Source organism: Mesorhizobium sp. M0500 (assembly GCF_040321165.1).
Taxonomy (GTDB): domain Bacteria; phylum Pseudomonadota; class Alphaproteobacteria; order Rhizobiales; family Rhizobiaceae; genus Mesorhizobium.
The window spans coordinates 1-25893 of record NZ_JAMYRB010000037.1; the positions used below are offsets into that span (position 1 = coordinate 1).

At 62.8% G+C, this 25893-nt stretch carries 16 protein-coding genes; 4 read left to right on the plus strand and 12 right to left on the minus strand.

Features of this window, described 5'->3' with window-relative positions; genetic code table 11:
• Positions 1 to 23 precede the first annotated feature (23 nt).
• The 4 genes from NKI70_RS31015 to NKI70_RS31030 form a co-directional block, all read right to left on the minus strand.
• Complete coding sequence (locus NKI70_RS31015) at positions 24 to 482, minus strand: carboxymuconolactone decarboxylase family protein (RefSeq protein ID WP_352700215.1); 459 nt, start codon at positions 480 to 482, stop codon at positions 24 to 26.
• A 13-nt stretch (positions 483 to 495) separates the two neighbouring features.
• Complete coding sequence (locus NKI70_RS31020; protein WP_352453193.1) at positions 496 to 1014, minus strand: RrF2 family transcriptional regulator; 519 nt, start codon at positions 1012 to 1014, stop codon at positions 496 to 498.
• 112 nt (positions 1015 to 1126) lie between these two features.
• Positions 1127 to 2440 carry an NAD-dependent dihydropyrimidine dehydrogenase subunit PreA gene (gene preA / locus NKI70_RS31025; protein WP_352578713.1) on the minus strand — a complete coding sequence of 438 codons (1314 nt, stop codon included), beginning with the start codon at positions 2438 to 2440 and terminating at the stop codon, positions 1127 to 1129.
• Between the two features lie 2 nt (positions 2441 to 2442).
• On the minus strand, positions 2443 to 3807 hold the full coding sequence (locus NKI70_RS31030; protein ID WP_352700214.1) for an NAD(P)-dependent oxidoreductase: 1365 nt from the start codon (positions 3805 to 3807) through the stop codon (positions 2443 to 2445).
• Between NKI70_RS31030 and NKI70_RS31035 the strand changes: the two genes are divergently transcribed.
• The 3 genes from NKI70_RS31035 to NKI70_RS31045 all read left to right on the plus strand — a co-directional run bounded on the left by NKI70_RS31035 (position 3784) and on the right by NKI70_RS31045 (position 6050).
• A complete protein-coding gene (locus tag NKI70_RS31035; protein ID WP_352726014.1) occupies positions 3784 to 4446 on the plus strand; it encodes a hypothetical protein in 663 nt (220 codons plus the stop codon). The genes NKI70_RS31030 and NKI70_RS31035 overlap by 24 nt on opposite strands.
• A 279-nt stretch (positions 4447 to 4725) precedes the next feature.
• Entirely contained in the window at positions 4726 to 5502 is a 777-nt protein-coding gene (locus NKI70_RS31040) for a VOC family protein (RefSeq protein WP_352647022.1), read from the plus strand.
• Between the two features lie 155 nt (positions 5503 to 5657).
• Positions 5658 to 6050: a DoxX family protein gene (locus NKI70_RS31045; RefSeq protein WP_023675853.1), complete on the plus strand. Its 393-nt coding sequence runs from the start codon at positions 5658 to 5660 to the stop codon at positions 6048 to 6050.
• A 4-nt stretch (positions 6051 to 6054) separates the two neighbouring features.
• Here NKI70_RS31045 and NKI70_RS31050 read toward each other — a convergent pair whose 3' ends face one another.
• Both NKI70_RS31050 and NKI70_RS31055 read right to left on the minus strand, forming a co-directional pair.
• Positions 6055 to 8496, minus strand: a complete 2442-nt coding sequence (locus NKI70_RS31050) for a GcvT family protein (protein WP_352726016.1) — start codon at positions 8494 to 8496, stop codon at positions 6055 to 6057.
• Between the two features lie 79 nt (positions 8497 to 8575).
• Positions 8576 to 10114 carry a trimethylamine methyltransferase family protein gene (locus NKI70_RS31055; RefSeq protein ID WP_352726017.1) on the minus strand — a complete coding sequence of 513 codons (1539 nt, stop codon included), beginning with the start codon at positions 10112 to 10114 and terminating at the stop codon, positions 8576 to 8578.
• 218 nt (positions 10115 to 10332) lie between these two features.
• On the opposite strand from NKI70_RS31055, the gene NKI70_RS31060 reads away from it, so the two are divergent.
• Positions 10333 to 10923 (plus strand): transglycosylase SLT domain-containing protein, encoded by a 591-nt coding sequence (locus tag NKI70_RS31060; RefSeq protein WP_023675850.1) that lies wholly within the window; start codon positions 10333 to 10335, stop codon positions 10921 to 10923.
• A gap of 14 nt (positions 10924 to 10937) precedes the next feature.
• On the opposite strand, the gene NKI70_RS31065 is transcribed toward NKI70_RS31060, so the two are convergent.
• The 6 genes from NKI70_RS31065 to NKI70_RS31090 all read right to left on the minus strand — a co-directional run bounded on the left by NKI70_RS31065 (position 10938) and on the right by NKI70_RS31090 (position 25736).
• Complete coding sequence (locus tag NKI70_RS31065) at positions 10938 to 13358, minus strand: dipeptide ABC transporter ATP-binding protein (protein ID WP_023675849.1); 2421 nt, start codon at positions 13356 to 13358, stop codon at positions 10938 to 10940.
• A gap of 63 nt (positions 13359 to 13421) precedes the next feature.
• A complete protein-coding gene (locus NKI70_RS31070) occupies positions 13422 to 14579 on the minus strand; it encodes an ABC transporter permease (RefSeq protein ID WP_023675848.1) in 1158 nt (385 codons plus the stop codon).
• A gap of 11 nt (positions 14580 to 14590) precedes the next feature.
• Complete coding sequence (locus NKI70_RS31075; RefSeq protein ID WP_023675847.1) at positions 14591 to 15625, minus strand: ABC transporter permease; 1035 nt, start codon at positions 15623 to 15625, stop codon at positions 14591 to 14593.
• A gap of 221 nt (positions 15626 to 15846) precedes the next feature.
• Positions 15847 to 17499, minus strand: coding sequence for an ABC transporter substrate-binding protein (locus NKI70_RS31080; RefSeq protein WP_023675846.1), 1653 nt, complete (start codon positions 17497 to 17499; stop codon positions 15847 to 15849).
• A gap of 261 nt (positions 17500 to 17760) precedes the next feature.
• On the minus strand, positions 17761 to 23811 hold the full coding sequence (locus tag NKI70_RS31085; protein WP_352726018.1) for a translocation/assembly module TamB domain-containing protein: 6051 nt from the start codon (positions 23809 to 23811) through the stop codon (positions 17761 to 17763).
• Positions 23811 to 25736 (minus strand): autotransporter assembly complex protein TamA, encoded by a 1926-nt coding sequence (locus NKI70_RS31090; RefSeq protein WP_352637282.1) that lies wholly within the window; start codon positions 25734 to 25736, stop codon positions 23811 to 23813. Before NKI70_RS31090 ends, NKI70_RS31085 begins: the two co-directional genes overlap by 1 nt.
• Between the last annotated feature and the right edge of the window lie 157 nt (positions 25737 to 25893).

Sequence of the window (25893 nt, forward strand, 5' to 3'; positions counted from 1 at the left end):
GCCCAAGGCCGCGCGCCTGGTCCTCAAGCGGCCATGACCGCTGGCATCGGATGGATTGCATGGAACGGAACGCAAAGCCGGTTCCAGGTGTTGATCATGCCGAGCGCCACCGAGAGCTTGACCAGCTCCTCTTCCGAGAAATATTCGAGCGTCCTTGCATAGAGTTCGTCCGACACACCGTTGTCGGCAATCCTGGTCAGCGCGTCGGTCCAGGCCAAGGCCGCGCGTTCGCGCTCTGAAAACAGCGGCGATTCCTTCCAGGCGGAGACGAGATAGAGCCGCTGCTCGCTTTCGCCGTCGCGGCGCGCTTCGCGGCTATGCATCTCGACGCAATACGAGCAGCCGTTGATCTGCGACGCCCTGAGCTTGATCAGATGCAACAGGCTTTTTTCGAGCCCGCATTCGTCGACTGCCTTGTTGAGCGCCGACACCGCCTTCATGATCTCCGGCGCCGCGCCGAAAAATTGCAGCCTCTGTTTCATCGTCTGTAGCCTTTCATGCTTGCTTGGTTGAACTTGATTTCTGCGGCCGCCGATGGCGCTCGACGAAGGCGCAGTTCGCGGCGACCGAACGGGGATCGGCATCGGCCGTGTATTCTGCAACGATGTCGGACAGCCGGGCGTCGGCGAGCGCGGCGCGATAGGCACGCTCGGCCTTCAGCATGGCTACGTTGATGCCGCAGGGTTTGACATAGACCGAGGCATCGAGCTTCGCTGGGCCGCGCTGGCGGATTTCGGCGCAGCGGAACGCCGGTTCACGCCCCTCGACGGCCAGCACGATATCGAGCAGCGTTATGCGTTCCGCCGGCCGCGCCAGCCGGTAGCCGCCGGACGGCCCCGGCACTGATTCCAGAATGCCGGACGCAGTCAGCGCGTTGAGATGCTTAAGCAGATAGCTCGGCGACAGCCCGAACGCTTCGGCCATGGCAGCACCTGGCAAGGTCGCGGCGCCGTCAACGCCGGCGAGCATCGCGGCGCAGTGGATGGCCGCTTCGACGCCTTCGCCCAGCTTCATTGTTCTGATCTCCAATTCATGGAGATATACTATCCTGGATAATTTATGTCCGCAATAGCCATTTGAAAAAAGCGGCGCCCGCAGGTGCCGCTTTTCCACAACGGGCTGTGCGCTACTCCGCCGCCACCTTGGCCATCGGATTGTTCGGATGCGTCGTCCAGTTGGCATAGATCGGCGACACCGGCCTGCCGGTGCGCTGGTCCATCACGCCGACCGCCAACGCCTCCATGGTGATGCAGTTCTCGACCGGACAGACATTGACGCAGAGATTGCAGCCGACGCATTCGGCCTCGATCACCTCGAAATGCCTGACGCCGTCGACGATTGCGGTGATCGCCTGGTGCGAAGTGTCCTCGCAGGCGATGTGGCAGCGGCCGCATTTGATGCAGGCATCCTGGTCGATATGCGCCTTGGCGACGTAGTTGAGATTGAGATACTGCCAGTCGGTGACGTTGGGCGTGGCACGGCCGACGATGTCGTCGAGCGTGGCATGGCCCTTCTCGTCCATCCAGTTTTCCAGGCCGGCGATCATCTCCTGCACGATCTTGAAGCCGTAGGTCATCGCCGCCGTGCACACCTGCACATTGCCGGCGCCGAGCGCCATGAATTCGGCGGCGTCGCGCCAGGTGGTGATGCCGCCGATACCGGAGATCGGCAGGCCATGCGTTTCCGGATCGCGCGCGATCTCGGCCACCATGTTCATGGCGATCGGCTTCACCGCCGGACCGCAATAGCCGCCATGCGAACCCTTGCCGTCGATCGTCGGCTCCGGCGCGAAATTGTCGAGGTTGACGCCGGTGATCGAATTGATGGTGTTGATCAGCGACACCGCGTCGGTGCCGCCGGCAAGGGCAGCGCGTGCCGGCTTGCGTATGTCGGTGATGTTGGGCGTCAGCTTGGTGATGACCGGCATGCGGGTATTGGCCTTGCACCAACGCACCACCATTTCGATGTATTCCGGCACCTGGCCGACTGCCGCACCCATGCCGCGTTCCGACATGCCGTGCGGGCAGCCGAAATTGAGCTCGATGCCGTCAGCGCCGGTCTCCTCGACCACCGGCAGGATCGCCTTCCAGGCATGCTCCTCGCACGGCACCATCAGCGAGACGACGATCGCCCGGTCGGGCCAGTCCATCTTGACCTGCTTGATCTCGCGCAGATTGACCTGCAGGTCACGGTCGGTGATCAGCTCGATATTGTTCAGGCCAAGCAGGCGACGATCGGCGCCCCAGATGGCGCCGTAGCGCGGCCCGTTGACGTTGACCACCGGCGGCCCTTCTTCGCCGAGCGTCTTCCAGACAACGCCGCCCCAGCCAGCCTTGAAGGCGCGGATGACGTTATAGGCCTTGTCGGTCGGCGGCGCCGAGGCTAGCCAGAACGGGTTCGGCGATTTGATGCCGACGAAATTGTTGCGGATGTCTGCCATGCTCATGCCCTCCCGTTCGAGGTCAGTGCCCGATGAATGCTTTCCGCCGCGTCGCGGCCTTGTGCGACGGCCGAGACTGTCAGGTCGTCGCCGCCAAAGATGCAGTCGCCGCCGGCCCAGACGTTTGGCAGCGAGGTGCGGCCTTCGGCGTCGACCTTGATGCGGCCGGCTTCCAGGTCAAGCAAAGCCCCGCTGCCGTTGAGCGCAGCCGGGACAAAACTCTGGCCGATCGCCTTGAACACCTGGTCGGCGACGAGCGTCAGCCGCTCGCCGGTGCCGACGAGCCGGTCGCCGTCCATCGCGGTGTATTCGAGCTCGATCGCCGACACCTTGCCGGCGTCGGCAATGACCCGCTTCGGCTGCAACCAGTGCCGGATGATGACGCCGTTGGCGGCAGCCAGATCCTGCTCGAATTCGGAGGCGTTCATGTGCTCCGGGTCGCGCCGATAGCAGATCGTTACCTCTTCGGCTCCGAGCAGCTTCGATTGCACCGCCGCGTCGATCGCCGTCATGCCGCCGCCGATGACGACAACACGCCGGCCGACCGGCAGGCTGGCCAGATCACTGGCCTGGCGAAGCTCGGCAATGAACTCGACAGCATTGCTGACGCCCGGCGCCTCCTCGCCATCCGCTCGCAAGGCATTGACGCCGGCAAGCCCCATGCCGAGGAACACCGCATCGTAATTCCTGGTCAGATCCGACAGCTGGTAATCACGGCCGAGCGCCTTGCCGTTCTGGATGTCGATGCCGCCGATCGACGTGACATAGTCGACTTCAGCCTGGGCGAAATTGTCGACGCTCTTATAGGCGGCGATACCGTATTCATTGAGGCCGCCGGGCTTTGGCCGAGCTTCCAGGATGGTCACGTCGTGGCCGTAGCGGGAGAGCCGATGCGCGGCGGCAAGCCCCGCCGGTCCGGCGCCGACCACGGCGACCGTCTTGCCGGTCGGTTCGGGGCGCTCGTAGAACTGCTTGTTTTCGGCCATGGCGACATCGGTGGCGTAGCGCTGAAGGCGACCGATCTGCACCGGCTTGCCTTCGGCCACCTCGCGCACGCAGACTTCTTCGCACAGCGTCTCGGTCGGGCAGACGCGGGCGCACATGCCGCCCAAAATGTTCTGATCAAAAATAGTCTTGGCTGAGCCGATCGGATTGCCCGTCGAAATCTGGCGGATGAACAGCGGGATGTCGATCGAGGTCGGGCATGCATTCATGCACGGCGCATCATAGCAGAAATAGCAGCGGTCGGACTCGACCAGCGCCTCGTGATGATCGAGCGGCGGGTGCAGGTCGGCGAAGTTATCAGCATATTGGTCCGGCGAGAGCCGCCCGCCGGCAATGCCTTGCTTGAACTGGCCTTCTGGCATCGTCAGTTCCCCATGTTCTTGTTTTGGGGAAGGCTAGCACGTTTTATTTTTTTATCAATTGGTCAATTTTCGGTGCAAATCGCTGAAAGGGCTGAACAAAACATGATAGATGCACTCATGTTTTTTGAGCACCGTCCGTTGCGCCTCAAGGATGCGGCGCGCAGAATTGGCTATCAGGGCGGTAGGCGCTTGAGCATCGTGCGCGACTTTCAAACATTGGAGAAGGTGATGGACATTGTTCAGGAGGCGGTTCAGCGGTGGGAGCCTGTGCAAGATTTACCGCTGGCTGCCTGCCAGGTGTGGCGTCTGAAATCCGACAACTACTTTGAATTGGCCGTCGAAGGCGACTTCTTCGTCGGGACGTCCGAACGAACCCTCAAGATCAACTTCCACGGAGTGCTAGCAATTTCGGCTTATGACGACATGTTGGGAGTGACCCATGTCAGCGCTAGCAGCTCAATCCCCTTGATTGGCTCTGGCAGGCAAGCCTCCTATAGATGGCCCCTCCTCCGAGTCGAGAACTCGCACTGGTTGCGATCAATACCCGGGCCGACAGACGACTGTTCGCATTTCCTATTGCTCAGTCTCGAATGCACGGTAGAGGTGATTGCTCGTGAAGCCATAGCCGCTTGGATCTGATCACTGCGTTGCGCACCACGCCTTCCACAACCATTCCGGGCAGCGGGATAGGCCTTAGACTGGTGATGGTCCGCTCTGGTCAGGGAAGTGAGCGACATCCGGCGCATGGATCAACAACCCCTCGTTGACTGAGAGCAAAGTCGAAAACCGCAGGGCGCGCAACCCGGTAACATTTCCAATTTGCCGTCATCTTTTTTGGCCGCTGTCGGATTTTCGTCGTGAAGATCGTCCTAGAATGGATCGCGCATGATCGATGTACAAACCGCAAGGAGCACGACAATGCCACAGTCCCCCATGCCCTTCTTCTGGTACGAGCTGATGACCACCGATCTCGACGCCGCCGAGGCGTTTTACACCTCCGTGGTGGGCTGGAGGGGGCAGCCTTTCGAAGGGGCCCAGGGCATGCCGCGCTATATCGTCATGAATGTCGGCGAGCGCGGCGTCGGCGGGTTGATGACGCTGCCCGATGACGCGCGCAAGATGGGCATGCCGCCGGCCTGGGTCGGTTATATCCTCACCAGGGATGTCGATGCCGCAACGGCCTCCCTCAAGAAGGCTGGTGGCGCGGTTCACCGCGAGCCCGACGACATTCCTGGCGTCGGCCGCTTCGCCGTCGTTGCAGACCCGCAAGGCGCGATGTTCAACTTCCTGCAGCCCAGCGGCCCCGACCAGCCGCCGCTACAGTTGGCGACCCCCGGCAACATCGGCTGGCATGAGCTCTACACGTCAGACTGGAAGGCGGCGTTCGATTTCTATTCCAGCCAGTTCGGCTGGGAGAAGGGCGACGCCATGGATATGGGTCCGATGGGCGTCTATCAGCTTTTCGCCTTCGGCGGCGAGCCCGTTGGCGGCATGATGAACAAGCCCGAGCAGATCCCGGCGCCGGTCTGGCAGTTCTATTTCAACGTGCCCGGCATCGACGCGGCAGCCAAGCGCGTCACCGACAATGGCGGCAAGATCCTGATGGGTCCGATGGAGGTCCCCGGCGGCAGCTGGATCGTACAGTGCACAGACCCGCAAGGCGCGCACTTTGCTCTGACAGCGCCCGGGCATTAACGGCCGCGCTGATCGCGGGGCCGCCATCGTGCGGCCCCAAGGCTGCAGCACGCCTCACGACTCACTCACCGACAGTTGAATGCAGGCCGGACTATGTGAATGGTCCGGCCTTTGGCGATGACCTATGGCCGGGCTAGGTGAAAATGGAGTCGTAGATGAAGCTTTTCGAAGGCCTCGCCGGATATCAACCGTTCGCCCTTGCCGCCTTGCGCATCATGACGGCGCTGCAGTTCATTGAGCACGGCACCCAGAAACTGTTCAATTTCCCCGTCGGCGACCATGCCGGCACCATGAGCGGGCTATCGCTGACCGCGGCCATCCTGGAATTCGGAGGCGGCATCCTGCTGGTATTGGGGCTTTTCACCAGGCCGGTGGCATTCCTTCTCAGCGGCGAGATGGCGATCGCCTATTTCATGGCGCACATGCCGCGCGACTTCTTCCCGGTCAACAACGGCGGCGATGCGGCAATATCGTTCTGTTTCATCTTCCTGTATCTGGTGTTCGCCGGCGCCGGCGCCCTGGCGCTGGACAACCGCCGCGGTGCCTGAAACGTCACCCACGCATCCGCTCGAAATTCGCGTCGAACAGCGGGATCCGCTGCATGCGCGCAGCGTGGCGTTTGCCCAGAAGCTCAATCTCGAAGCCGTCGGCTTCGTCGGCAATCTCTTTCGGCACATAGCCGATGGCGACGGACTTTTTCGAATGATGCGCGTAGCCGCCCGACGTGACCCAACCGCGCACGGCACCGCCGTACCAGATTGCCTCGTCGCCGATGACGTCGGCATCGACAGTATCGACGACAAAGGCCCGCAGCCGCAGTCTGCCGCCTTGCTTGCGCTCGGCCAACGCCGCCTGCTTGCCGATGAAATCGGCCTCTTTGCCGTAGGCGACGAAGCGGTCGAGGCCGGCCTCCAGCGGCCCATAGATCGGCCGGTATTCGCGCGCCCATGAGCCGTAATTCTTCTCGAGCCGCAGCGCATTGAGCGCGCGCGAGCCGAACAGGCCGATGCCGAATTCCTCGCCCGCCGCCATCAGCGCCTGACAGGCGGCACGCTGATATTCCGGCGCCACCCAGATCTCGTAGCCGAGGTCGCCGGTGTAGCTGACGCGCCCGACCAGGCACGGCGCCATGCCGATATCCATCCTGCTGATGGCCATGAACGGAAAGGCCGTATTCGACACGTCAGATCGTGTGACCTTTTCAAGAAGGTTCCGCGCGCTCGGCCCGGCGATCGATAAGCCGGTGAGTTTTGCTCCCAGCGCCTCGATGCTAACAGAGTCGTCCTTCGGCAGGTGCGCTTCGAACCAGCGCATGTGGTACTGCTCGGCGACACCGCTGCCGGCCAGGAACCAATCCTTACATGCAGAATTTGGACCGCCGAGATTGGCCAGCGTGAAATCGCCGATTAGCCTGCCGTCTTCCTTCAGCATCGGCGCCAGCGCCATGCGGCCGGGCCTTGGCAGCTTGCAGGCCAGCAAGCGGTCGAGCCAGGTTGCTGCACCCGCGCCGGTCACTCTGTATTTGGCAAATGACGAGATTTCCGACAGACCAACGCGTTGCCGAACCGTCTCCACTTCTTTCGCGACATGCTCGAAGTCGCTCGAGCGGCGCCAGGAGAATTCGTCCTTGACCCCTTCGGGCGCATACCACAGCGGCACTTCCAGCCCATAGGCGACGCCCCATTGCGCGCCCTCGGCCGACAACAGATCATAGACCGGCGTCGTCTTGAGCGGTCGCCCAGCCGGCAGTTCCTCGTTCGGGAAGCGGATCGAAAACCGCCGCGAATAGTTCTCGCGCACCTTGGCGTTGGTATAGGCCATCGTCGCCCAGTCACCGTAGCGCGACACATCCATCGCCCAGATATCGGCGCCGGGATCGCCTTCGATCATCCAGTTCGACAGCGCCAGCCCGACGCCGCCGCCCTGCGAGAACCCGGCCATGACACCACAGGCCACCCAGAACCCCGGCAGGCCGCGCACCGGCCCGACCAGCGGATTGCCGTCCGGTGCGAAGGTGAAGGGCCCGTTGATGATCTGCTTGATGCCGGTGTTCTGGAAGGCCGGGAAATGCCGGAAGCCGACCTCCAGCGACGGCGCGATCCGGTCGATGTCGGGTTCGAGCAGCTCGTGGCCGAAATTCCATGGCGTCTGGAACTCGGACCAAGGCTTGTTGGCCTTTTCATAAGTGCCCATCAGCATGCCGCCGCGCTCCTGGCGCAAATACAGCTCGCCATCGAAATCCACGGCATGGATGATTTCGGAACCAGTCTTCTGGTTCCAGGCGGCGACTTCCGGCATGTCCTCGGTGATCAGGTACATGTGCTCCATCGCCAGCACCGGCAGCTCCAGCCCGACCATGCGGCCGACCTCACGCGCCCACAGGCCGCCGGCGTTGACGACATGCTCGGCCACCACCTCACCCTTGTTGGTGATGACACGCCACAACCCGTCGGCGCGCCGCACAATGTCCTCGACCTTGGTGAAACGCTCGACCTCGGCACCAAGCTTCCTCGCCGCCTTGGCGTAGGAATGGGTAACGCCGGACGGATCGAGATGACCGTCCTCCTTGTTGCGCACGGCACCGACGAACTGCTTGGGATCGAGCAACGGCATCAGCTCGGCCGCCTCATCAGGCGATATCTCCTCGAGCTCGATGCCGAGATAGCGGCCCTTGGCGACGACGCCGCGCAGCCAGTCGAGCCGCGCCTCCGTCGCTGCCAGCAAGACGCCGCCTGTCAAATGCACGCCGGTCGCCTGGCCGGACAGTTCCTCGATCTCCTTGTAGAGCGAGATTGTGTATTTCTGCAGCTTGGCGACATTGGGATCGCCATTGATCGTGTGCATGCCGCCGGCGGCGTGCCAGGTCGAGCCGGAGGTCAATTCATCGCGCTCCAGAAGCACGATGTCTGTCCAGCCGTGCCGGGCCAGATGGAACAGCACGGAGCACCCGACGACGCCACCGCCGATAACCACTACCTTTGCATGCGATTTCATGGGATTCTCTCTGACGTCAACGAGTTGGATGGGAACGATGAATTCGGGGAGGAGCCCCACGAGCGCGAGCCTTCGATCATCACGGCTCGCTTTGCCCGATCGCTTCCTTGCGCTTGGCCACGTACGTCTCAAGCGCCTCGCGCCTGGAGACTTCCATCACCGGCTCGACATAGTCCTCCAGCGCCTTCTTCCAAAGCCTCGTCGCCCGCGCCGTGGCATCGAGCCCGCCAGCCTCCTGCCAGGCCTCGAAATTTTGCCAGTTGGACAGCATCGGCTGGTAGAAGGCTGTGGCGTAGCGCTCCAGAGTGTGCGGCTCGCCGAAGAAATGGCCGCCGGTCGGAACCGCACCCAGAGCCTCGACAGCAAGCTCGGCCTCGTTGACCTCGATCGGGCGCAAAAACTCCATCATGTGCTGGATCATCTCGACGTCGATGATGAACTTTTCGAACGACGCTGTCAGTCCGCCCTCTTGCCAGCCGGCGGCATGGTAGACGAGGTTGCCATGGCCGAGCACCGCGCCCCACAGCGCCATCAGCGTCTCATAGGCGCCTTGCGCGTCGGCGGCATTGGAAGCCGAGCCCGGCGTTGTGCGATAAGGCAGGTTGTAACGCCGCGCCAACTGTCCGGACGCGATATTCGCCTTGGTGTTTTCAGGCGTGCCGAACGCCGGCGCTCCCGATTTCATATCGACATTGGAGGTGAAGGCGCCATACATCACCGGCGCTCCGGGGCGGACGAGCTGCGTCAGCACCACGCCGAACAGCGCCTCGGCATTCTGCTGGGCGAGCGCGCCGGCAAGCGTCACCGGGCTCATCGCCCCCATCAGCGTGAATGGCGTTACCGCCACCGACTGGCCGAACTCGGCCATCGTCATCAGCCCCTCGGCCATCATCTCGTCGAAGCGGCGCGGCGAATTGACCGAAATGATCGTGGTGACGCCGGGATCGTCGCGCATCTCGTCAAGCGTCAGTCCGCGCGCGATTGCCATCATTTCGATGCCGTCGAGCGCCCTGCCGCGGCCGATGGCCGAGACGTGAAAGCTTTTGTCGGTCAGTGTCAGATTGGCGAAATAGGTGTCGAGATGACGGGAATTCGCCGGCAATTCTACCGGCGCGCAGACCTGGTTGCCTGGCATGTGGATGCAGTTGAAATGCTGCGCCAGCCGGACGAGATCGGAATAATCGCGCAAATTGCCGGCACGGCGGCCGCGCTCCATGTCGTGCACATTCGGCGGCCCGGCGACGAGCGTGAAGTTGATGGTATTGCCGCCGAGGTGGACGGCATGGGCGGGATTGCGCGGCGTCAGCGTATAGCTGGACTGCGTCGTCTTCAGCGCTTCCTCGATCATGCCGCGATCGATGCGGACGTTCATCGTTGCATGATCGACCTTGGCCCCGGCCTTCTCGAACAGCGACAGCGCCCGCGGGCTCATCACCTCGATGCCGAAATTCTCCAAGATATGCATCGACGCCTGGTGGATCGCCTCGATCTGGTCGGCCGAGAGCATCGCCATTGGCGGATAGGGATTGGTGACGCGGCGCAACGGCAGTTGCGGGATGGCGGTCGGTCCCCTGTTGCTGGTTCGCTCGGCGCCGCGCTTGCGTCTTGGTTCGCTCATGCCGCGCATCAAAGCGCCGGCACGAGGATCGAGCTGTCAAGAATCCGCCACCTGCGGGCGTGATTTTAGCCAAGGCGGCATTCCGGGAATTTCACATCGGTAAAAGCGACAACAAACGTCGGAATGGTTATACTTGTTCCGCGTCAGGCAAAGCGGCCGATGAGCCGTTAAGGAACGCAGCAAGATTCCTTTTATGTTTTCGGCCTAATGCTCTTGCAATGCGTAGGTTGAGTTTTAGTAAAATTGTAGCGATTGCCGTGCCGCTGGCGCTTTCGGCCTGCGCGACGCCGCCGAACCACATCAACGATGTCTGCGCCGTTTTCGACCAGAATGACGGCTGGTTCGACAATTGGCAGGCGGCGGCACAACGCACCGAGCAGAAATACGGCGTGCCGGTTCCCGTGCTGATGGCGACGGTGCGCAAGGAATCCGGCTTCAAGAGCAACGCCAGGCCGCCGCGCACCAAGCTGCTGGGCTTCATTCCCTGGAAACATATCTCCAGCGCCACCGGCTTCTCGCAGGCGCTCGACGGCACCTGGGCGCAATACCAGAACGAGACCGGCAGCTGGGCGGCGCGCCGCACCAGGTTTGCCGATGCCGTCGATTTCGTCGGCTGGTATCATTCCAAGACCGCCGAGACCCTCGGCGTCGCCCGCAACGACACCTACAATCTGTATCTCGCCTACTATCTCGGCTGGAATGCCTATAAGCGCGGCAATCGCGGCGACGCCGACGTGCAGCGCTATGCGCATGCCACCGAACAGATGGCGCAGGACTACGCCGCGCAGCTACGGCAATGCGCGCCCTAGCCTATTAACGGCTCTCAGCCGCCCTTGGGTTTGCGCGGCTTGCGCGTGGCGTCCTCGGCCTGTCGGCCGTCGCCGACAGTCGGCGGCATGATTGGTGCCACCTGGCTGTCGGCAGAGCTTGAGGTGCCGGTCTCTGAAACCTCGTCGCGAACCTCGTGACGGCGGGCTTTGGCGACCGCTTCGGCATTCTCCACTGCCTGACCCTCGGCATCGGCTTCAACGCTGCCAGTCTTGCCATGCGGGCGCTTGGGCGGATCTCCGGCAAAGCCCGGGCCAACACCGTGGTTTGCATCATCCGGCACGCCCTCATTTGCGGCGTGCTCCTTGTCGAATTTGATCACCGGCTCCATTTTCGCCAGCACGTCGTCGGACAGCCAGCACAAGCTCATATGGCCGTCGCCGAGATTTTTGACTGGCGGCACCTTGGTTTCGCAAAGGTTGTCCGGCACCAGTTTCTTGTAGCCGCAGCGCGTCTGGAACGGACAGCCGGACGGCGGGTTCATCGCCGAAGGGATGTCGCCCTCCAGCACGACGTGCTTCTTGACCACGCTTGTGTCGGCGATCGGGATCGCCGACAGCAATGCCTCGGTATAGGGGTGATAGGGCGGCGCGAATATCTGGTCGGTCGTGCCTTGCTCAACGATATAGCCGAGATACATGACGACGACGCGGTCGGCGATGTAGCGCACAACCGACAGATCGTGGCTGATGAACAGCATCGTCGTCTTGTTCTTGCGCTGGATGTCCATCAAGAGCTCGGTCACCGCGGCCTGGACCGACACATCCAGTGCCGAGACCGGCTCGTCGGCCACCACCACCTTGGCGTCGCCGGCAAAGGCACGCGCAACGCCGATGCGCTGTTTCTGGCCGCCTGAAAGCTGGCGCGGCTTGCGTGTCTCGAATGCCCTCGGCAGCTTCACCAGGTCGAGCAATTCCAGCATCCGCTTGCGGCGGTCGGCCACCGAGTCGCCGACATTGAACTTTTCCAGCGTACGGATGATCTGCGAACCGACCGAATGGCTGGGATTGAGCGTGTCGAACGGATTTTGGAACACCATCTGGATCGATGACACCGTGTCGACGCTGCGCTTCTCGATCCCGGTCGACTGTATCTCCTTGTTGCCGAGCTTCACGCGGCCGGAGCTTGCCGTTTCGAGGCCGAGCAGCACCTTGGCCAGGGTCGATTTTCCGCAGCCGGATTCGCCGACGATAGCGACGGTCTCGGATTCGCGCGCCATGAACGAGATCGTCTCATTGGCCTTGACGACACGGCCCTCGCTCGAGCCGAACACTTCGCTGCCGCCGACCTTGTAGTACTTCCGGAGGTCTTCGATCTGGAGCACCGGCGCACCGGGCACCACCCGCTCGTTGACCTTCTTGGCGCCGGGTGGCAGCGCCTCCCAGTCGATCTCGTTGAAGCGCACACAGCGCGAGAAATGCCCGTCATGGCCTTCGACCGCGATCATCGGAATTTCGGCGGCGTTGCAGACGCCCTCGACGAAATGGTGGCAGCGCGGGCCGAAATTGCAGCCCTTCGGCCGCTCGTGCGGTAGCGGCAACTGCCCCGGGATGGAGATCAGCGGCCGCGAATTTTTGTCGGCGCCCGGCAGCGGGATCGAGCGGAACAGGCCTTGCGTGTAGGGATGGCGCATCCGGTCGAAGACGTCCTTGATCTTGCCGGTCTCCACCGCTTCGCCCGAATACATCACCGTGATGCGGTCGCAGGTCTCCAGGATCAGGCCGAGATTGTGCGACACGAAGATCATCGAGGTGCCGAACTTCTCGCCCAGCCCCTTGACCAGGTCGACGATGCCGGCCTCAACCGTCACGTCGAGCGCTGTGGTCGGCTCGTCGAGCAGAAGCAGCGCAGGCTTCGACAGCAGCGCCATGGCAATGACGATGCGCTGCTGCTGGCCGCCGGAAAGCTGGTGCGGGTAGGAACGCATCATGCGCTCGGGATCCGGCAGCTTCACCGCGCGCACCATTTCCAAGGCGCGTTTGTAAGCTTCGTCCTTCGACACCTTGTCGTGGATCAGTGGCACTTCCATCAGCTGCTGGCCGACCTTCATCGCCGGGTTAAGACTGGCCATCGGTTCCTGGTAGATCATCGCGATCTTGTTGCCGCGGATAGCTCGCAGTTCTTCGTCGGACAGTTCTCCCATGTCCTTGCCCTGGAATTTGATCTTTCCGCCAACGATCTTTCCGATGTTGGAGAGGTCGCGCATGATGCCCAGCGACACGGTCGACTTGCCGCAGCCGGATTCGCCGACAATACCCATCGCCTCGCCGGGCATGACCGTGCAGGAAAAATCCATGACCGCCGGGATTTCGCCCTTGCGGGTGAAGAAGGAGATCGACAGGTTCTCGATCTCGATGATCGGCCCATTGGTCGGCCCATTGGTCGGCTTGGCGGGATTTCGAACTGCCTCATTCATGGGTCGCTCCAATCCTTGTTCTTCAGGCATGTCGGGCCGAACCCGGCATCGATCTTCCCGGCATCAATCTTTCATAGACTGTTCGCGCAACGAATCCGCCAGGAGGTTGAGGCCGAGCACGAACGACATCAATGCGATCGTCGGCGGCAGCGCCGGGTGGATGAAGGAGCGCAGCAGCCGGCTGGCATCCTTGATCGCCGTGCCCCAGTCCGGGCTTTCCGGCGCCAGTCCCAGCCCGAAATAGCCGAGCGTGCCGAGCAGGATCGTGGTGTAGCCGATGCGCAGGCAGGCGTCGACGATCAGCGGCCCGCGCGCATTGGGCAATATCTCCCACAGCATGATGTACCAGGGCGATTCACCGCGCGTTTGTGCCGCCGCAACATAGTCGCGCGTTTTGATATCCATGACCAGGCCGCGCACGATGCGGAACACGCCGGGGCTGGAGGCGAACACCACCGCCACGAAGATGTTGAGCTGGTTGGGATCGATGTGGATGATCTTGAACGGATCGGCATCGAAGACAAGGCCTGCATAGATCCAGCCGCCAAGTACCAACGTCAGGCCAAGCAGGATATAGAGGCGGTCGGGGCGGTTCTTGTAGCGCGTCCAGAACAGCACACTGAAGAAGATGATCGGAAACAGGAAGAACAGCCCTGCCATCGCGTAGGGGATCGGCGTGTCCATGATGCCCGGCGTCACCAGCAGGTAGAACAGGAGGATCACCGGGAAGGCCAGCACAAGGTTGGCGAGGAAGGACAGCACCGTATCGATCTTGCCGCCATAATAGCCGGCCGGCAGGCCGAGCGTAATGCCGACCATCAGCGCAAAACCGGTCGCCGCCGGCGCGATGATCAGCACGATCTGGCTGCCATAGACCATGCGCGAGAACACGTCGCGGGCGAGCTTGTCGCCGCCGAAATAGTATACAAGTTTCGACGCCGGCTCGATTGCGCCCGGCAGCGCGTCCTTCATGATCGGCACTTGGGCGAGCGGATCGAAGGGCGAGATGGTCGACGCGAAGATCGCCGTAAACAGCCAGAACAGGCAGATGCCGACGCCGACGATGCCGACGCCGCTGTCGAAAAGCTGGCCGTAAAGGCCTAGCTTCTTCTTGTAGCCGAAGCTCGCCCCCATCACCAGGGCGAGAGCGATCCAGACCGGCCAGAAGCGGGTAAGCACGCCGAGTACGACGTTGAAGGCGCTGAGATATTCGACCTGCATCCGCCGGTCTCCTATTGAACTCTGATGCGCGGATTGAGAAACGCGTAGCCGACATCGGAGATGAGCTGTGTGATCAGGACGATAAACACCGAGACCAGCGAGCAGCCGAGCAGAAGATCGATGTCGTTGTTGCCGGCGGCCTCGACCAGCGTGTAGCCGAACCCCTGGTAGCGGAACATCACCTCGACGATGACGACGCCGGTGAGCAGCCAGGGGAACTGCAGCATGATGACCGTGAATGGCGCGATCAGCGCGTTGCGCAGAGCGTGCTTTATCACCACGCTGCCGAAGGAGAGGCCCTTCAGCCGGGCGGTTCGGATATATTGCTGTGTCATCACCTCCACCATCGAGGCGCGGGTCATGCGAGCGATGTAGCCGATGCCGTATATCGCCAGCGTCATCACCGGTAAGGTGAAATTATAGAAGGTGATGCCCTGGCTGGCCGAGGCCGCCGAACCGTTCAGCACGCCAAGCCAGGAGGCAAAGATCACGGTGAAGATAACGCCCGAAACATATTCGGGCGTCGCCGTCGAGGCGATCGAAGCCACCGACAATGTGCGGTCGGTGCGTGAACCCTCGCGCATGCCGGCGAGAATACCGATCAAAAGCGAGATCGGCACCATTACGGCCAGCACGCAGAGCATCAGGATGCCGGTGGCGCTGAGCGCCGGAAAGAGTTTCGAAGCGACCGTCGTCTTGAACTTGGTCGAGCAACCGAAATCGCCTTGCAGGATGCCGGAGAATGTCGGCACGACCGGATCGTTGCAGAAGGAGAAACGCTGTGCGGGCTTGCCGGTCGCCGGGTCGGTCACCGGCTGCTTGGGCATGATGCCCAGCCATTGGCCGTAGCGGATAAAGAAATTCTGCCGATAGCCATGGTTGACCAGCCAAGCCTCAAGCTGCTCGGCGGATGTGTGCATTTCGGTCTGGCTGATCGCGAGCTTCTTCAGATTAGGCCCGAGATTGACCAGGAAGAAGACGATCATCGTCAGGCACAGCATCGTCAATGCCATGGTGCCGAGACGCCTGATAACGAAAGAAAGCATGGCGGTCCCCTGCCGGTCGGGTTGGGGGGTGGAACCGGTTTGCAAGCCGTGCGCTGCCGCCAGCGGCAGAACAAGCCTTCAGACCAGTCCCAGATGCAATACCCTTTTTATTGCAGACCCAGGCCGAAGAGTCCGCAACTTTTTGCTGCGCCGACTTCCGGTCCAAGGACCATGCAAAGAGCGAGGGAAAGGGGCGAGACGCCCCTTTCCGGATCGTCCGGTCAGGCCTGCTCGAGCCAGACCTTGCCGTAGTCGCGCTCGAAGGTCGGGTGCATCTTGTAGTTCTGCACCGCCTTGACCGAATGGCTGTAGAGCTTGCGCCAATAAGGCTGGATGATAATGCCGGAATCCTGCAGGATCTGCTCGATGTCCTTCATCATTTCCTTGCGCTTGGCTGCGTCGGCAACCGCGAGCGCAGCGTTGAGCTTGGCATCCCACTCCGGATTCGACCAAGCCGTCTCATTCCAGGCTTCACCGGTACGATACCCGATCGCCAGAACCTGGACGCCGAGCGGCCGCATGTTCCAGTTGGTCATCGACAGCGGATACTTCGTCCAGTCGTTCCAGAAGGTCGAACCCGGCAGCACCGTACGTTTGACCTTGATGCCGGCGTCGCGCATCTGCGCGGCGATCGCATCGCCTGTGTTCTTGTGCCAGTCCTCGTCGACCGTGATCAGCTCGTGCTCGAAATCGGCCTGGCCGGCTTCCGCCATCAGCGCCTTTGCCTTCGCCGGGTCGCGAGCAACCTTCGGCAATTCGTAGTATTCCGGATGGATCGGGGCGACATGGTGGTTCTCGGCAACCGTGCCGGCATTGCCGTAGCCGAGCTGGAGGACGACAGCGTTGTCGACCGCGAGCTGCAGGGCGTTGCGAACCTTCTGGTCGCCGTAAGGCTTGTTGGCCACATTGGTGCGGCAGACGATCGTCGAGGCGGTGACGACCTCGGACTTCGCCAAGTCCATGCCGTCGAGGATCGACACATAGTCGGCCGAGGTTTCGAAATTGGTGTGCACTTCGCCTGCTTCGAAAGCGCTGACCATCGCCGCCGGATCGGTGCCGTAGTCGATGAACTCGATGCCGTCGAGGAAGACGTCACCATCCCACCATTTGTTGTCTTCGCGGCGCTTGTAGACCACTTTCTGGCCGACATCGTAGGAGACCAGCTCGAACGGCCCAGTGCCGATCGGGCAGGACTTGAAGTCGCCGCCTTTTTCGTCGAACGTCTTGTGGACGATGAGGCCGGGATAGTCGCACACGTTGGGAATGAGGGCGATATCCGGCTTGCTGAGCGTCAGCTTGATCGTGTGGTCATCGACCTTGGTCACCGCGCTCTCATCCAGCTTGTCGTCCTTGACCAGCGAACCGAGGCGACCCGGCATGGAATTGCCTTCGGCCTTCTTGTCGGCCCAACGCTTGAGGTTGAAGATGACGTCGTCTGCGGTGAACGGATCGCCGTTGTTCCAGGTGACGCCTTTGCGCACATGCAGCGTGTATTCGGTGGCGTCGTCATTCACGTCCCAGCTCTCCAGCAGATAGGGGCGGAACGTGTATTCGGTGGTGTATTTGACCAGCGGCTCGAGCGCCTGGCGCTCGGCATTGGCGATTTCCGACCAGTCGGACTTGCGCGGATCCTTCGGATCCTTAATCCATTGCGCGACCTTCAGTATCCCGCCTTTCTTGCCCTTCACCTCTTCCGCCTTGGCCGGCGTCGGGTCTGCAAGGCCAAGCATGCCATAGGCCATCGCCGTCGAGGCGCCGAAGACGCTGGCGAGAGCCAGAAATTCGCGACGATCCATCTTGCCTGCCTTGGCATCTTCGGCCATGGCCAGGATGTGATCGGGAACGCGGTCGCCGTTACTCTTGTAGATCGTCATGACTAACTCCCATTGTTGGCTTTCTGCCTTTTAACATTCCGCATCCGCGCCATGATGTCAAAGACGGCACGGATTGGGAACATGCCAAGGAATGTGCAACTTTGAAAGCAGGGCGGTTCGCGCGATAACGACAGTCTTGGCGCAAATTTGCTACTGCGCCAGGGATTTCGTCTGAAATCTCAACGGGCAATTAAACTGGGACATTCGCCGCTGCGCCGCTCGTTCTTCAGGCAACCAGTTGTTCTGCGCGAACGGCCGGTTTCAATATTCCCGTTCGTAGAAAACACCGCCTTTGGCTTCGCCGGCGTCGGTTGCCTCGCCACGCAGCTTGACGCCGCGCCCAACGTCGAGATCGACGGTTGCCTTACCCGAGCCCGGCCTGTCGCCCTTCTGGATCGTCACATAGGTACGGTCGTTGAGATACTTGCCCGCCGAGACGGCGGTGCCACCCTGTTCATCGGTGATTACGTCGAGATCGTCGACGCCGATTGCGCCGAGCAGGTTCTGCAGCAGGGAGGTCGAGCCGCCGACGCCGGCCAGTTGTCCGGCAGCCTCGGCAAGCTGCGCGATCTGCAGCGGCGACAGGTTCGACATCGAACGGCCGAAGATCAGCTGCGCCAGCACCTCATCCTCCGGCAACGCGGGTACCGAGGAGAAGGTGAATTTCGGGTTGTTCGCCTCGCCCGACACCACGATGGTCACGGTGGCGCTGGTCGTCTTCGATTGCGCCGTGAGATTGAGGTAGGGCACCAGAGAGCCGGAAAAGCCGACGGTGCCTTCGGTGAAGGTCAGCCGCTTGGCAAGGATCGTCAACCGCCCGCGCCGCAAGGTGAAGGTGCCGACCGCCTGGGGTGACGATGCCGGGCCGGTCAGCCGCAGCGAACCGCCGAGCTCGGCGTCGACACCCCTGCCCTGGATGAAGATCTGGCTCGGCGCATTGACTGTGACGTCGAGATTGAGGCCGCTGCCGCCGCCACCGCTGCTTGCAGCGGCCGGGCGCAACGCCTTGTCCTGCGCACGTACGGCGGCCGGCGCATTCTTGTGCTTGACGTTGAGCTCGGCCAGCGAGCCGGGCAGCTTTTCGGGTACGGTGATGACGGTCTTGGCCAAGTTGACGGTACCGGAAATCACCGGCGCGGAGATGAGCGGTCCCTTGACGGTCAGGTCGCCGCCAAGATTGGCAGTGACCACCTTGCCGTCGGTATAGCGGCCGTCGACGAGCTTGATCGACAGATCGGCTGGAAAACCCTTAGCCGGATCGATGCCGACGGTGCCGCTGGCCGAAAGGCTGCCGCGTGTCGACAGCGTGCCGGTCAGGCGATTGATCCTGGCCACGCCATTGCCGATAGCGACATCGGCAGTGATGTCGTTGATCGCAAGCCCCGAGCGCGCGTCGAGCAGGCGGGCGCCTGACGTGCGGACCGTGCCTGAGATCACCGGCGACGTCGCCGGGCCGCGCACCTGCACATCGACGTCGGCCGTGCCGCTCAGGGACAGGCCTTGCGCGGCGAGTGTCCTGGTGAGGAAGGCGAACGGCACCTTGCCGGAAAAGTTGAGATCAAGGGTGGGCCCGCCTGATGTCGTCATCGTGCCGCCGCCCTTGAGGCCGAGGCCGGCGGCATCGCTCATGTTGGCGTCGAACGTCAGTCTGTTGCCCGAATACGTACCTGAGGATGAAACGCCCATGCCGCCGAAACCTGCACCACGGGTCTGCGACGTCTGAACGCCTGCGGCGTCGATCTTGAAGGCAACGGCCGGATTGGCCGGCGCGCCCGTCACCTTCACCGTGCCTGAGATGGAACCGGCGGCATCGAGGCCCGGCGAAAAACTGTTGGCTATCGAGATCGGGATGCGGGCCAGCGTCGCGTTGAGGTCGAACGCCTGCCCAGCCTTGCCCGTGACCGTCGCCGTGCCGCCGCCGAGGTTGAGCACCAGCCTGTCGAGGCTGGTCACTCCATTGGCGATGTTGATGGTCGAGGCCTGGGCGATGGCCGCCTTGATGCCGCGGATGGTCGCCTCGCCGGAGGCAAGTTCGACCGTCGTCGTGCCCTTGACCGCCTTGACCCGGCCGGCCGCCCTCAGCGGAATATCCTTGACGGTGGCGCCACCGGAAAAGCCGGTCCATTCGCCGTCGCGCTTGAGATCGACGTTGACGCCCCGAATAGCCGTGCCGCCGGAAGTTACGCTGTCGGCACGGATTTTGCCCGAGATCACCGGTGCCGCCAGACAGTTGGCGATCAGCGCGTCGATGCTCACGGCCTTGGCCGAGACATCGCCGCGCGAGATCGAGGCCGTCGTCGCCTTGACGGCGACTTGCGGCACGGTACCCGCCTTGGAGAAGGCGATCGTGCCGCGCACATCGCCATCGGCCTTTTCCAGTGCCAGGGCCGCAAGCGGACCGATATCGGGCAGGTCGAGCGCCACGGTGCCGGCCGGCAGGAAGGCATCGTCGAGCGCCAGGTCGCCGGAGATACGGTTCTTGCCGAGCGACAGCAAAAGTCCATTGATGGCGCGTTTGCCGTCCGATGTCGCCAGCACGGCGCTGCCCTGCAGCGGTTGGCCGCCGACATTTCCGGTGAGTTGCACATTCGCAGCCGGGTTGGCGGCATCAGCCTTGCCGGTGGCAGTGAGCTTCAGACCGGTGATCTCGCGCGCCGCGACCGAAAGCCTGTCGCTGTTGATACTCAGCGACAGATCCGGCGCGGTGCTGGCGCCTTGCGCATTCAGCGCGAAAGAGATGGCGCCTTTGGCGTCCTTGGATAGCAGCGAGACGTCGCCTAGCGCGCCTTTGACGTCGGCGCTGAGCTTGTTGTCGGCAAGGCTCGCCTGGCCGTCTGCCGTCAGCGAACCGGACGACAGCCTGACGGTATTGGCGGTGACATTGCCATTGGCGTCCCGCTTCAGCGCGGCACTGAATTGCGTTCGCTCGGCGAGCACGCCACGTACCGACCCCGGCAGTGCCGCCGAGGCGGCGTCCGCCTTGACATTGAGGGCGATGGCGCCGTCGGCCAGCGAAACCCGCCCGTTGAAGCCGCTGTTCAACGCGTCGCTGGTCACCGTGCCGCTATCGATGACGATGGCATCGGCGGCAAGGCTGCCGGCGAGTTTGGCGGTGACCTTGCCGGCGATCAGCGGCGCGATAGTCGGATTGTCGAGGCCGATTTTTTCGGCAGTCACGGTGCCGGAGATCGGCCCGCTCCGGGCTTTCACGTCAAAGCGATCGGAGTGCAGCGCAAGCGTGATGCCCTCGATCTTAGCCAGATTGGTGGCGGCCGATGGCAGCGTCGCGGAAATGTCGAGCTTCGGCTGGGCGCCCTGCCCGGCCGCCGTTAGCGATATCGCCTGTAGCTCGAGCTTGATCGGGCTCTCCTTGCTGCCAAGTGACAACGGCAGGCTCGGACCGGTAGAGGCCAGGTCGAGCGAAAAATCGCTGGCACCGTTCGGATTGATGGTGCCGGCTGCCTTGCCGGAGATTTTCTCGCCGGCAAGCGTCGCCTGCTCGATGGCCAGGCCGCTGGCCGACGAGAAACGGCCTGCCGCGTCGAGATCCAGCGGCCCGAGGCCAGCCTGCCGGGTCTGGCTGGTTTCGGCGCCGCTGAGGCGGGCGGTGAAGCGAATATCTGGGGCAGCCGACGATCCGGTGACCTGCGCGGTGCCGCTGAGCGCGCCGACGGCATCGAGACCCGGTGAAAAATCATTGGCAAGCGCTGCCGGCACCGCCGACAAGGTGGCAGCGAGATCGAGCGTCTGGCCGGCCGTACCCGACACGGCAACCGAACCACCGCCGACACCGAGCGCCAATTTCTCTATGCTCACCCTGCCATTGGCGATTGTCAGCGCTGATGGCTGCGCGACAGCTGCCTTGATGCCGCGGATGGTCGCCTCGCCCGAGGCAAGCTCGATGCTGGTGGTGCCGTTCGCAACCCTGACCCGCCCGGACGCGCTGGCCGGAATGCCGGCGACCGTGGCGCCGCCGCTAAAGCCGGTCCAGTCGCCATCGCGCTTCAGGTCGACATCGATGCCGCTGATCACCGTGGTTCCGGAGGTGATCGTGTCGGCCTTGATCTTGCCGGCGATTGCCGGTGCTTTGAGATAATTGGCGACCAGCGCGTTGACGGCGATTGTCTTCGCCGCCAGTTCGCCGCGCGAAATCACGGCGCTCGTCGCATCGATCGCGACCGTCGGCGCTCCGTTGTCGTTCGCAAAGCGGATGGTGCCGCGCACGTCGCCGGCTACCGACTGGCCCGCGAGTGCGGCCAGCGGAGCAATATCGGCGGCATCGAGGGTCAACGTGCCGAGCGGCAGCAGGTTGTCGTCGAGCCCGAGGTCGCCGGAGACCTTGTTGTCGGCTAACGAGACGGCAAGTCCATTGATGGAGCGCTTGCCGTCGGTTGTGACCAGCGATGCCTTGAGGTCGAGCGGCTGGTCGTCGACCGAGCCGGTCAGCGAGACATCGGCGGCTGGACTGGCGATATCGGCCTTGCCGCTCGCGCTCAGCTTGATCTGTTTCACCATATGACCGGACGCCGTCAGGCTGTCGCTGTTGGCCGAAACCGAGAAATCCGGAGCGCTGCGCGCGCCGCTTGCGGTCAGCGCGAAACCGACGGCGCCGCCGACCTTGGCGCCGACCAGCGGCGACAGCACCGATACGTCGCCCAGCGTACCCTTGATGTCGGCCCGGATATCGGTGCCTTGCGCACTGGCGGTGCCGCTGGCGCTAAGCGTGCCGGAGGTGAGTTGCAATGCGTTGGCGGCGAACGCACCGTCCGGGTCGCGTGTCGCGGTTGCGGAAAACTGCACGCGCTCGCCGAGAACCGAGCTGATTTGCGGCGGCAGCGCCGTCGAAGCCGCGTCGGCATTCATCTTGAGCGTCATCGACAGATCGGCAAGCGCCACTGTGGCTGTTACGGACGCATTGAGCGCGTCGCTGCGTAGCGTGCCGTCGTCGACGACAATCTGTTCCTTGCTGACGGAGCCGGCGAGACCGGCGCTGACCCTGCCCGTTATCAGCGGCGCCAAAGTCGCGACGTCGGTGTTCAGGTCGGCCGCCGTCAGCTTGATGGTGACCGGCCCGCTACGGTTCTGGATGTCGAAACCATCGGAATGCACTTGCCCGATCAGGTCGTCCACCCGCGTGCCGCCCGCCACCACCGAGACCAGCGACGCGCCGATATCGACCATCGGCGCCTTGCCACCGCCGAAAGCGCGGGCCGTGGCATCCTTGATCGCCACGGTTATCGGCTGCGCCTCGCTGCCGAGGCTGAGCACGATCGGCGGCCCCTTTGCGGCGAGCTTCACCGAAAGGTCGCTGGCGCCGTTCGGATCGACAATGCCTGTGGCGGTCGCGTGCACGGCGCCGCTGTCGATATTGGCGCGCTCGACATCGACGCCGCCGGCCGCGGTCGCTGTGCCGGCGAGGTCGAAGGTGGTCTTGCCGGCAAACAGCGGTTTCAGGGTTTCGGGCAGGAAGCGCTCGAATTCGCCATCGCCGTTGGCCTCGACATAATGACCCTTGTCGGTGAGCTGATGGCGACCGGTAAGCTGGGTGACGATCCGGCCGTCGACAACGAAGGTCCCTATGCCATTCCAGTTGGCGAGCGGTCCGGTGCCGGAAACGACAATGTTGACCGGCGGCGCGCCCGGCAGGTTGAGCAGGTTGGCGATGATGCCGCCGGCCGGCTCGGATGCCTTAAGGTCGAGGTCGAGCTTGTTGTCGGCCGGCGCGAAATGGGCTTTGGCGTCGACCGTGCCTTGCTTGCCGTCGTGGCGAACGATGTTGAGGTTGGTCTCGATCGCCAATGGTGAGGCGTCCGCCTTGAGCGCTCCCTTGGCTGCAAGTTCGGCGACACCGCTGCCGGCCAGAGCCTGCCCGAGCGCGATTTCGGGAAGGTCGAGTTGCCTGACGTCGATGGAAACCGGCAGCGTCGTCGCTCCGCTTTGGCTCGACTGTGTATTGGCCACCGGCAGCCTTGCCAACTCGATACGCTCGGCCCCAATGCGATCGGCGCTGAAGCTCTTCGACAGGAGTGCCAGCGGCGACCAATCGACGGCCACGTTGCGCGCCACCATCCAGGCGCCTTCGCGATCCTCCAGAACGACATGATCGACCCTCAGCGCGCCCGACCAGATGCCGTCGATGCCGACGACAGTGACCTTGCGATCACCGGTCGAGGCCATGGTCGAGATGATGCCGGCAAGGTTTTCGCGGCCGCGCTCGGTTTTGGTCAGCACGACGAGCGCCCCCACCGCCGCTGCCACGACGATGAGCAGCGTGTAGAAAAGGATACGGAGGATGCGCCTGAATATTGCCATCAGAATGCCTGGCCGATGCCGGCATAAATGCCGAAATGAGGATCGTCGGGGCCGCGGTTGAGCGGCACCGCCGCGTCGACGCGCAGCGGCCCGAACGCCGTCAGATAGCGCAAGCCTACACCCGCGCCGACCTTCATGTCCGAAAAATCGGGGACCTGCCTGGTCGACACCGTGCCGGCATCGACGAACGGCACGACGCCGATCTTGTCGGTGACGGCGATGCGCATCTCGACCGAGGTCTCGAAGAAGGAAAGCCCGCCGATCGGCTCTCCATTGCTGTCCTTCGGGCCGATGCCTTGATAGGCATAGCCGCGCACCGAACCGCCGCCGCCTGAGTAGAAGCGTCGATCTGCCGGAACATCTTGAAGACTGGCGCCGATGATAGAGCCGATGGCGACACGTTCGGCGAAAACGAATTTCGAGGCCGAATCGAGTGACTGGTAGGCCGACCCCTCGCCCTTCAGCTTGACAAACGCAGCCCCGCTCAAAATGTCGTAGCTCGGCTCGCCATAGGCCAGCACCCTGAAGCCCCGGGTCGGATTGAGCTTGCTGTCGCGATTGTCGTAGACATATTGCAGTGGAATGCTGGCGATCAGATAGGTGTGCTTGCCGAAAGCGTCGTGGATCCTCGAATAATCCAGCGCGACTTGCGCGGAAACCGTCTGCTTCTTGTCGAGTTCGTAGGATAGGCCGGTGCTGCCCTTGACCGAGAAATGGTCGTAGGCGTCGGGGTGCTCCAGCACGGTATTGACGCTGGCAATGAATTTCGACGCCGGCCCGATCACGCCCGGCTTTTCGAACATGACGCCGGCATTGTAATTGAGCTGGGTCAAGTCGTTGCTGCCGATGCCGCTGATCTTGCCGTCGATGCGCAGCTTTTCGGCGCGGCCAAACAGATTGCGATGCCCCCAATAGCCTTCGAGGCCCAGCCCTTCGGTGTTTGAGAAGCTGCCGCCAATGCCGAAATAGCGCGGCTTGCGTTCGCTTACCTGGACACCGATCGGGATGTTGCCCTCGGCGTCGAGGGCGTCGGCTTCCTTCACCGTCACGCTGTTGAAGACCTCGAGCCCGAGCAGCCGGTCGCGCGCATCGTCGATCTCATCGGGCGAATATTGGCGCCCGCGCTTAAGGCCGGTCATATATTCAGTGAAGTCGCGGTCGACGTTTTCCGTGCCCTCGACAGTGGTGTCGCCATAGCCGGCGACCGGGCCGGCCGCGACGGCAAGCGTCACGTCGAGCGTCGAACCGGCGTGCTCGGCGACGATCTCGCGGCCCGTCACCTTGGCCAGCGGCCTGCCTTCTTGCTTGAGTGCCCGCACGATCGCCGCCTCGGCCTTGAGCACGGCGCCCGAACTGGCGTCACCGCCGGCGATCAGGCCGAAATCGGCACTTGCCAGCCCCGCCGCATCGCCTTCCAGTCTGATGTTGCCAAGCGTGAATTTCGGCCCGGCTGCTATGCGTATCACCACCGGTATCGGCTGCGGACCCGAAAACTCGGCATCGGGCGGCAGATCGTCGAGCGGCTTGCCCTGAATAGTGATGGTGACGACACCCTCGTAGCGGGCGTCAGTGTAGAGTGCGGCAACAAGTTGCTCACGGTCACTGCGCGCCTTGGCCAGCAGGCCGAGAGAACCGGATACCGGGTGTTCCTCGTCGGCCTTCAGCGCCGAGGCGTTTTCGAGCTTCTCGGCGAGATCCTTGTCGGCGTCCGGCGCCTCGATCGTCACCGCATAGCGCAGCGGGTCGACGATATCGGCATCTTCGTCTTTGGATCCCCACAGCTTGATGCCGAAAATCTCGAAGGCTGCCGCACTTCCGGTTTCGGCAACAAGTGCCGTAGAGCACAACAATGCGAAAAGCAGGGCGCGCGAAAGCGCGCGCCGTGGCGCGGTTCCTCCCGACATCTGCCTTTCATACGCCGGCATTACGCTCCTAGCCTAGCTCGCAAACCTAAAATTGGAATGAAGTTCTGAAGCACTCGTAAAGGGGCCACAATCCAATTGCTGAAATAGACAGGGCTTGGAACTCACACCTTCTGCGTCGCCGCAAGAAAGCGTGATCCCCTGTCCTATGGAGCTACTA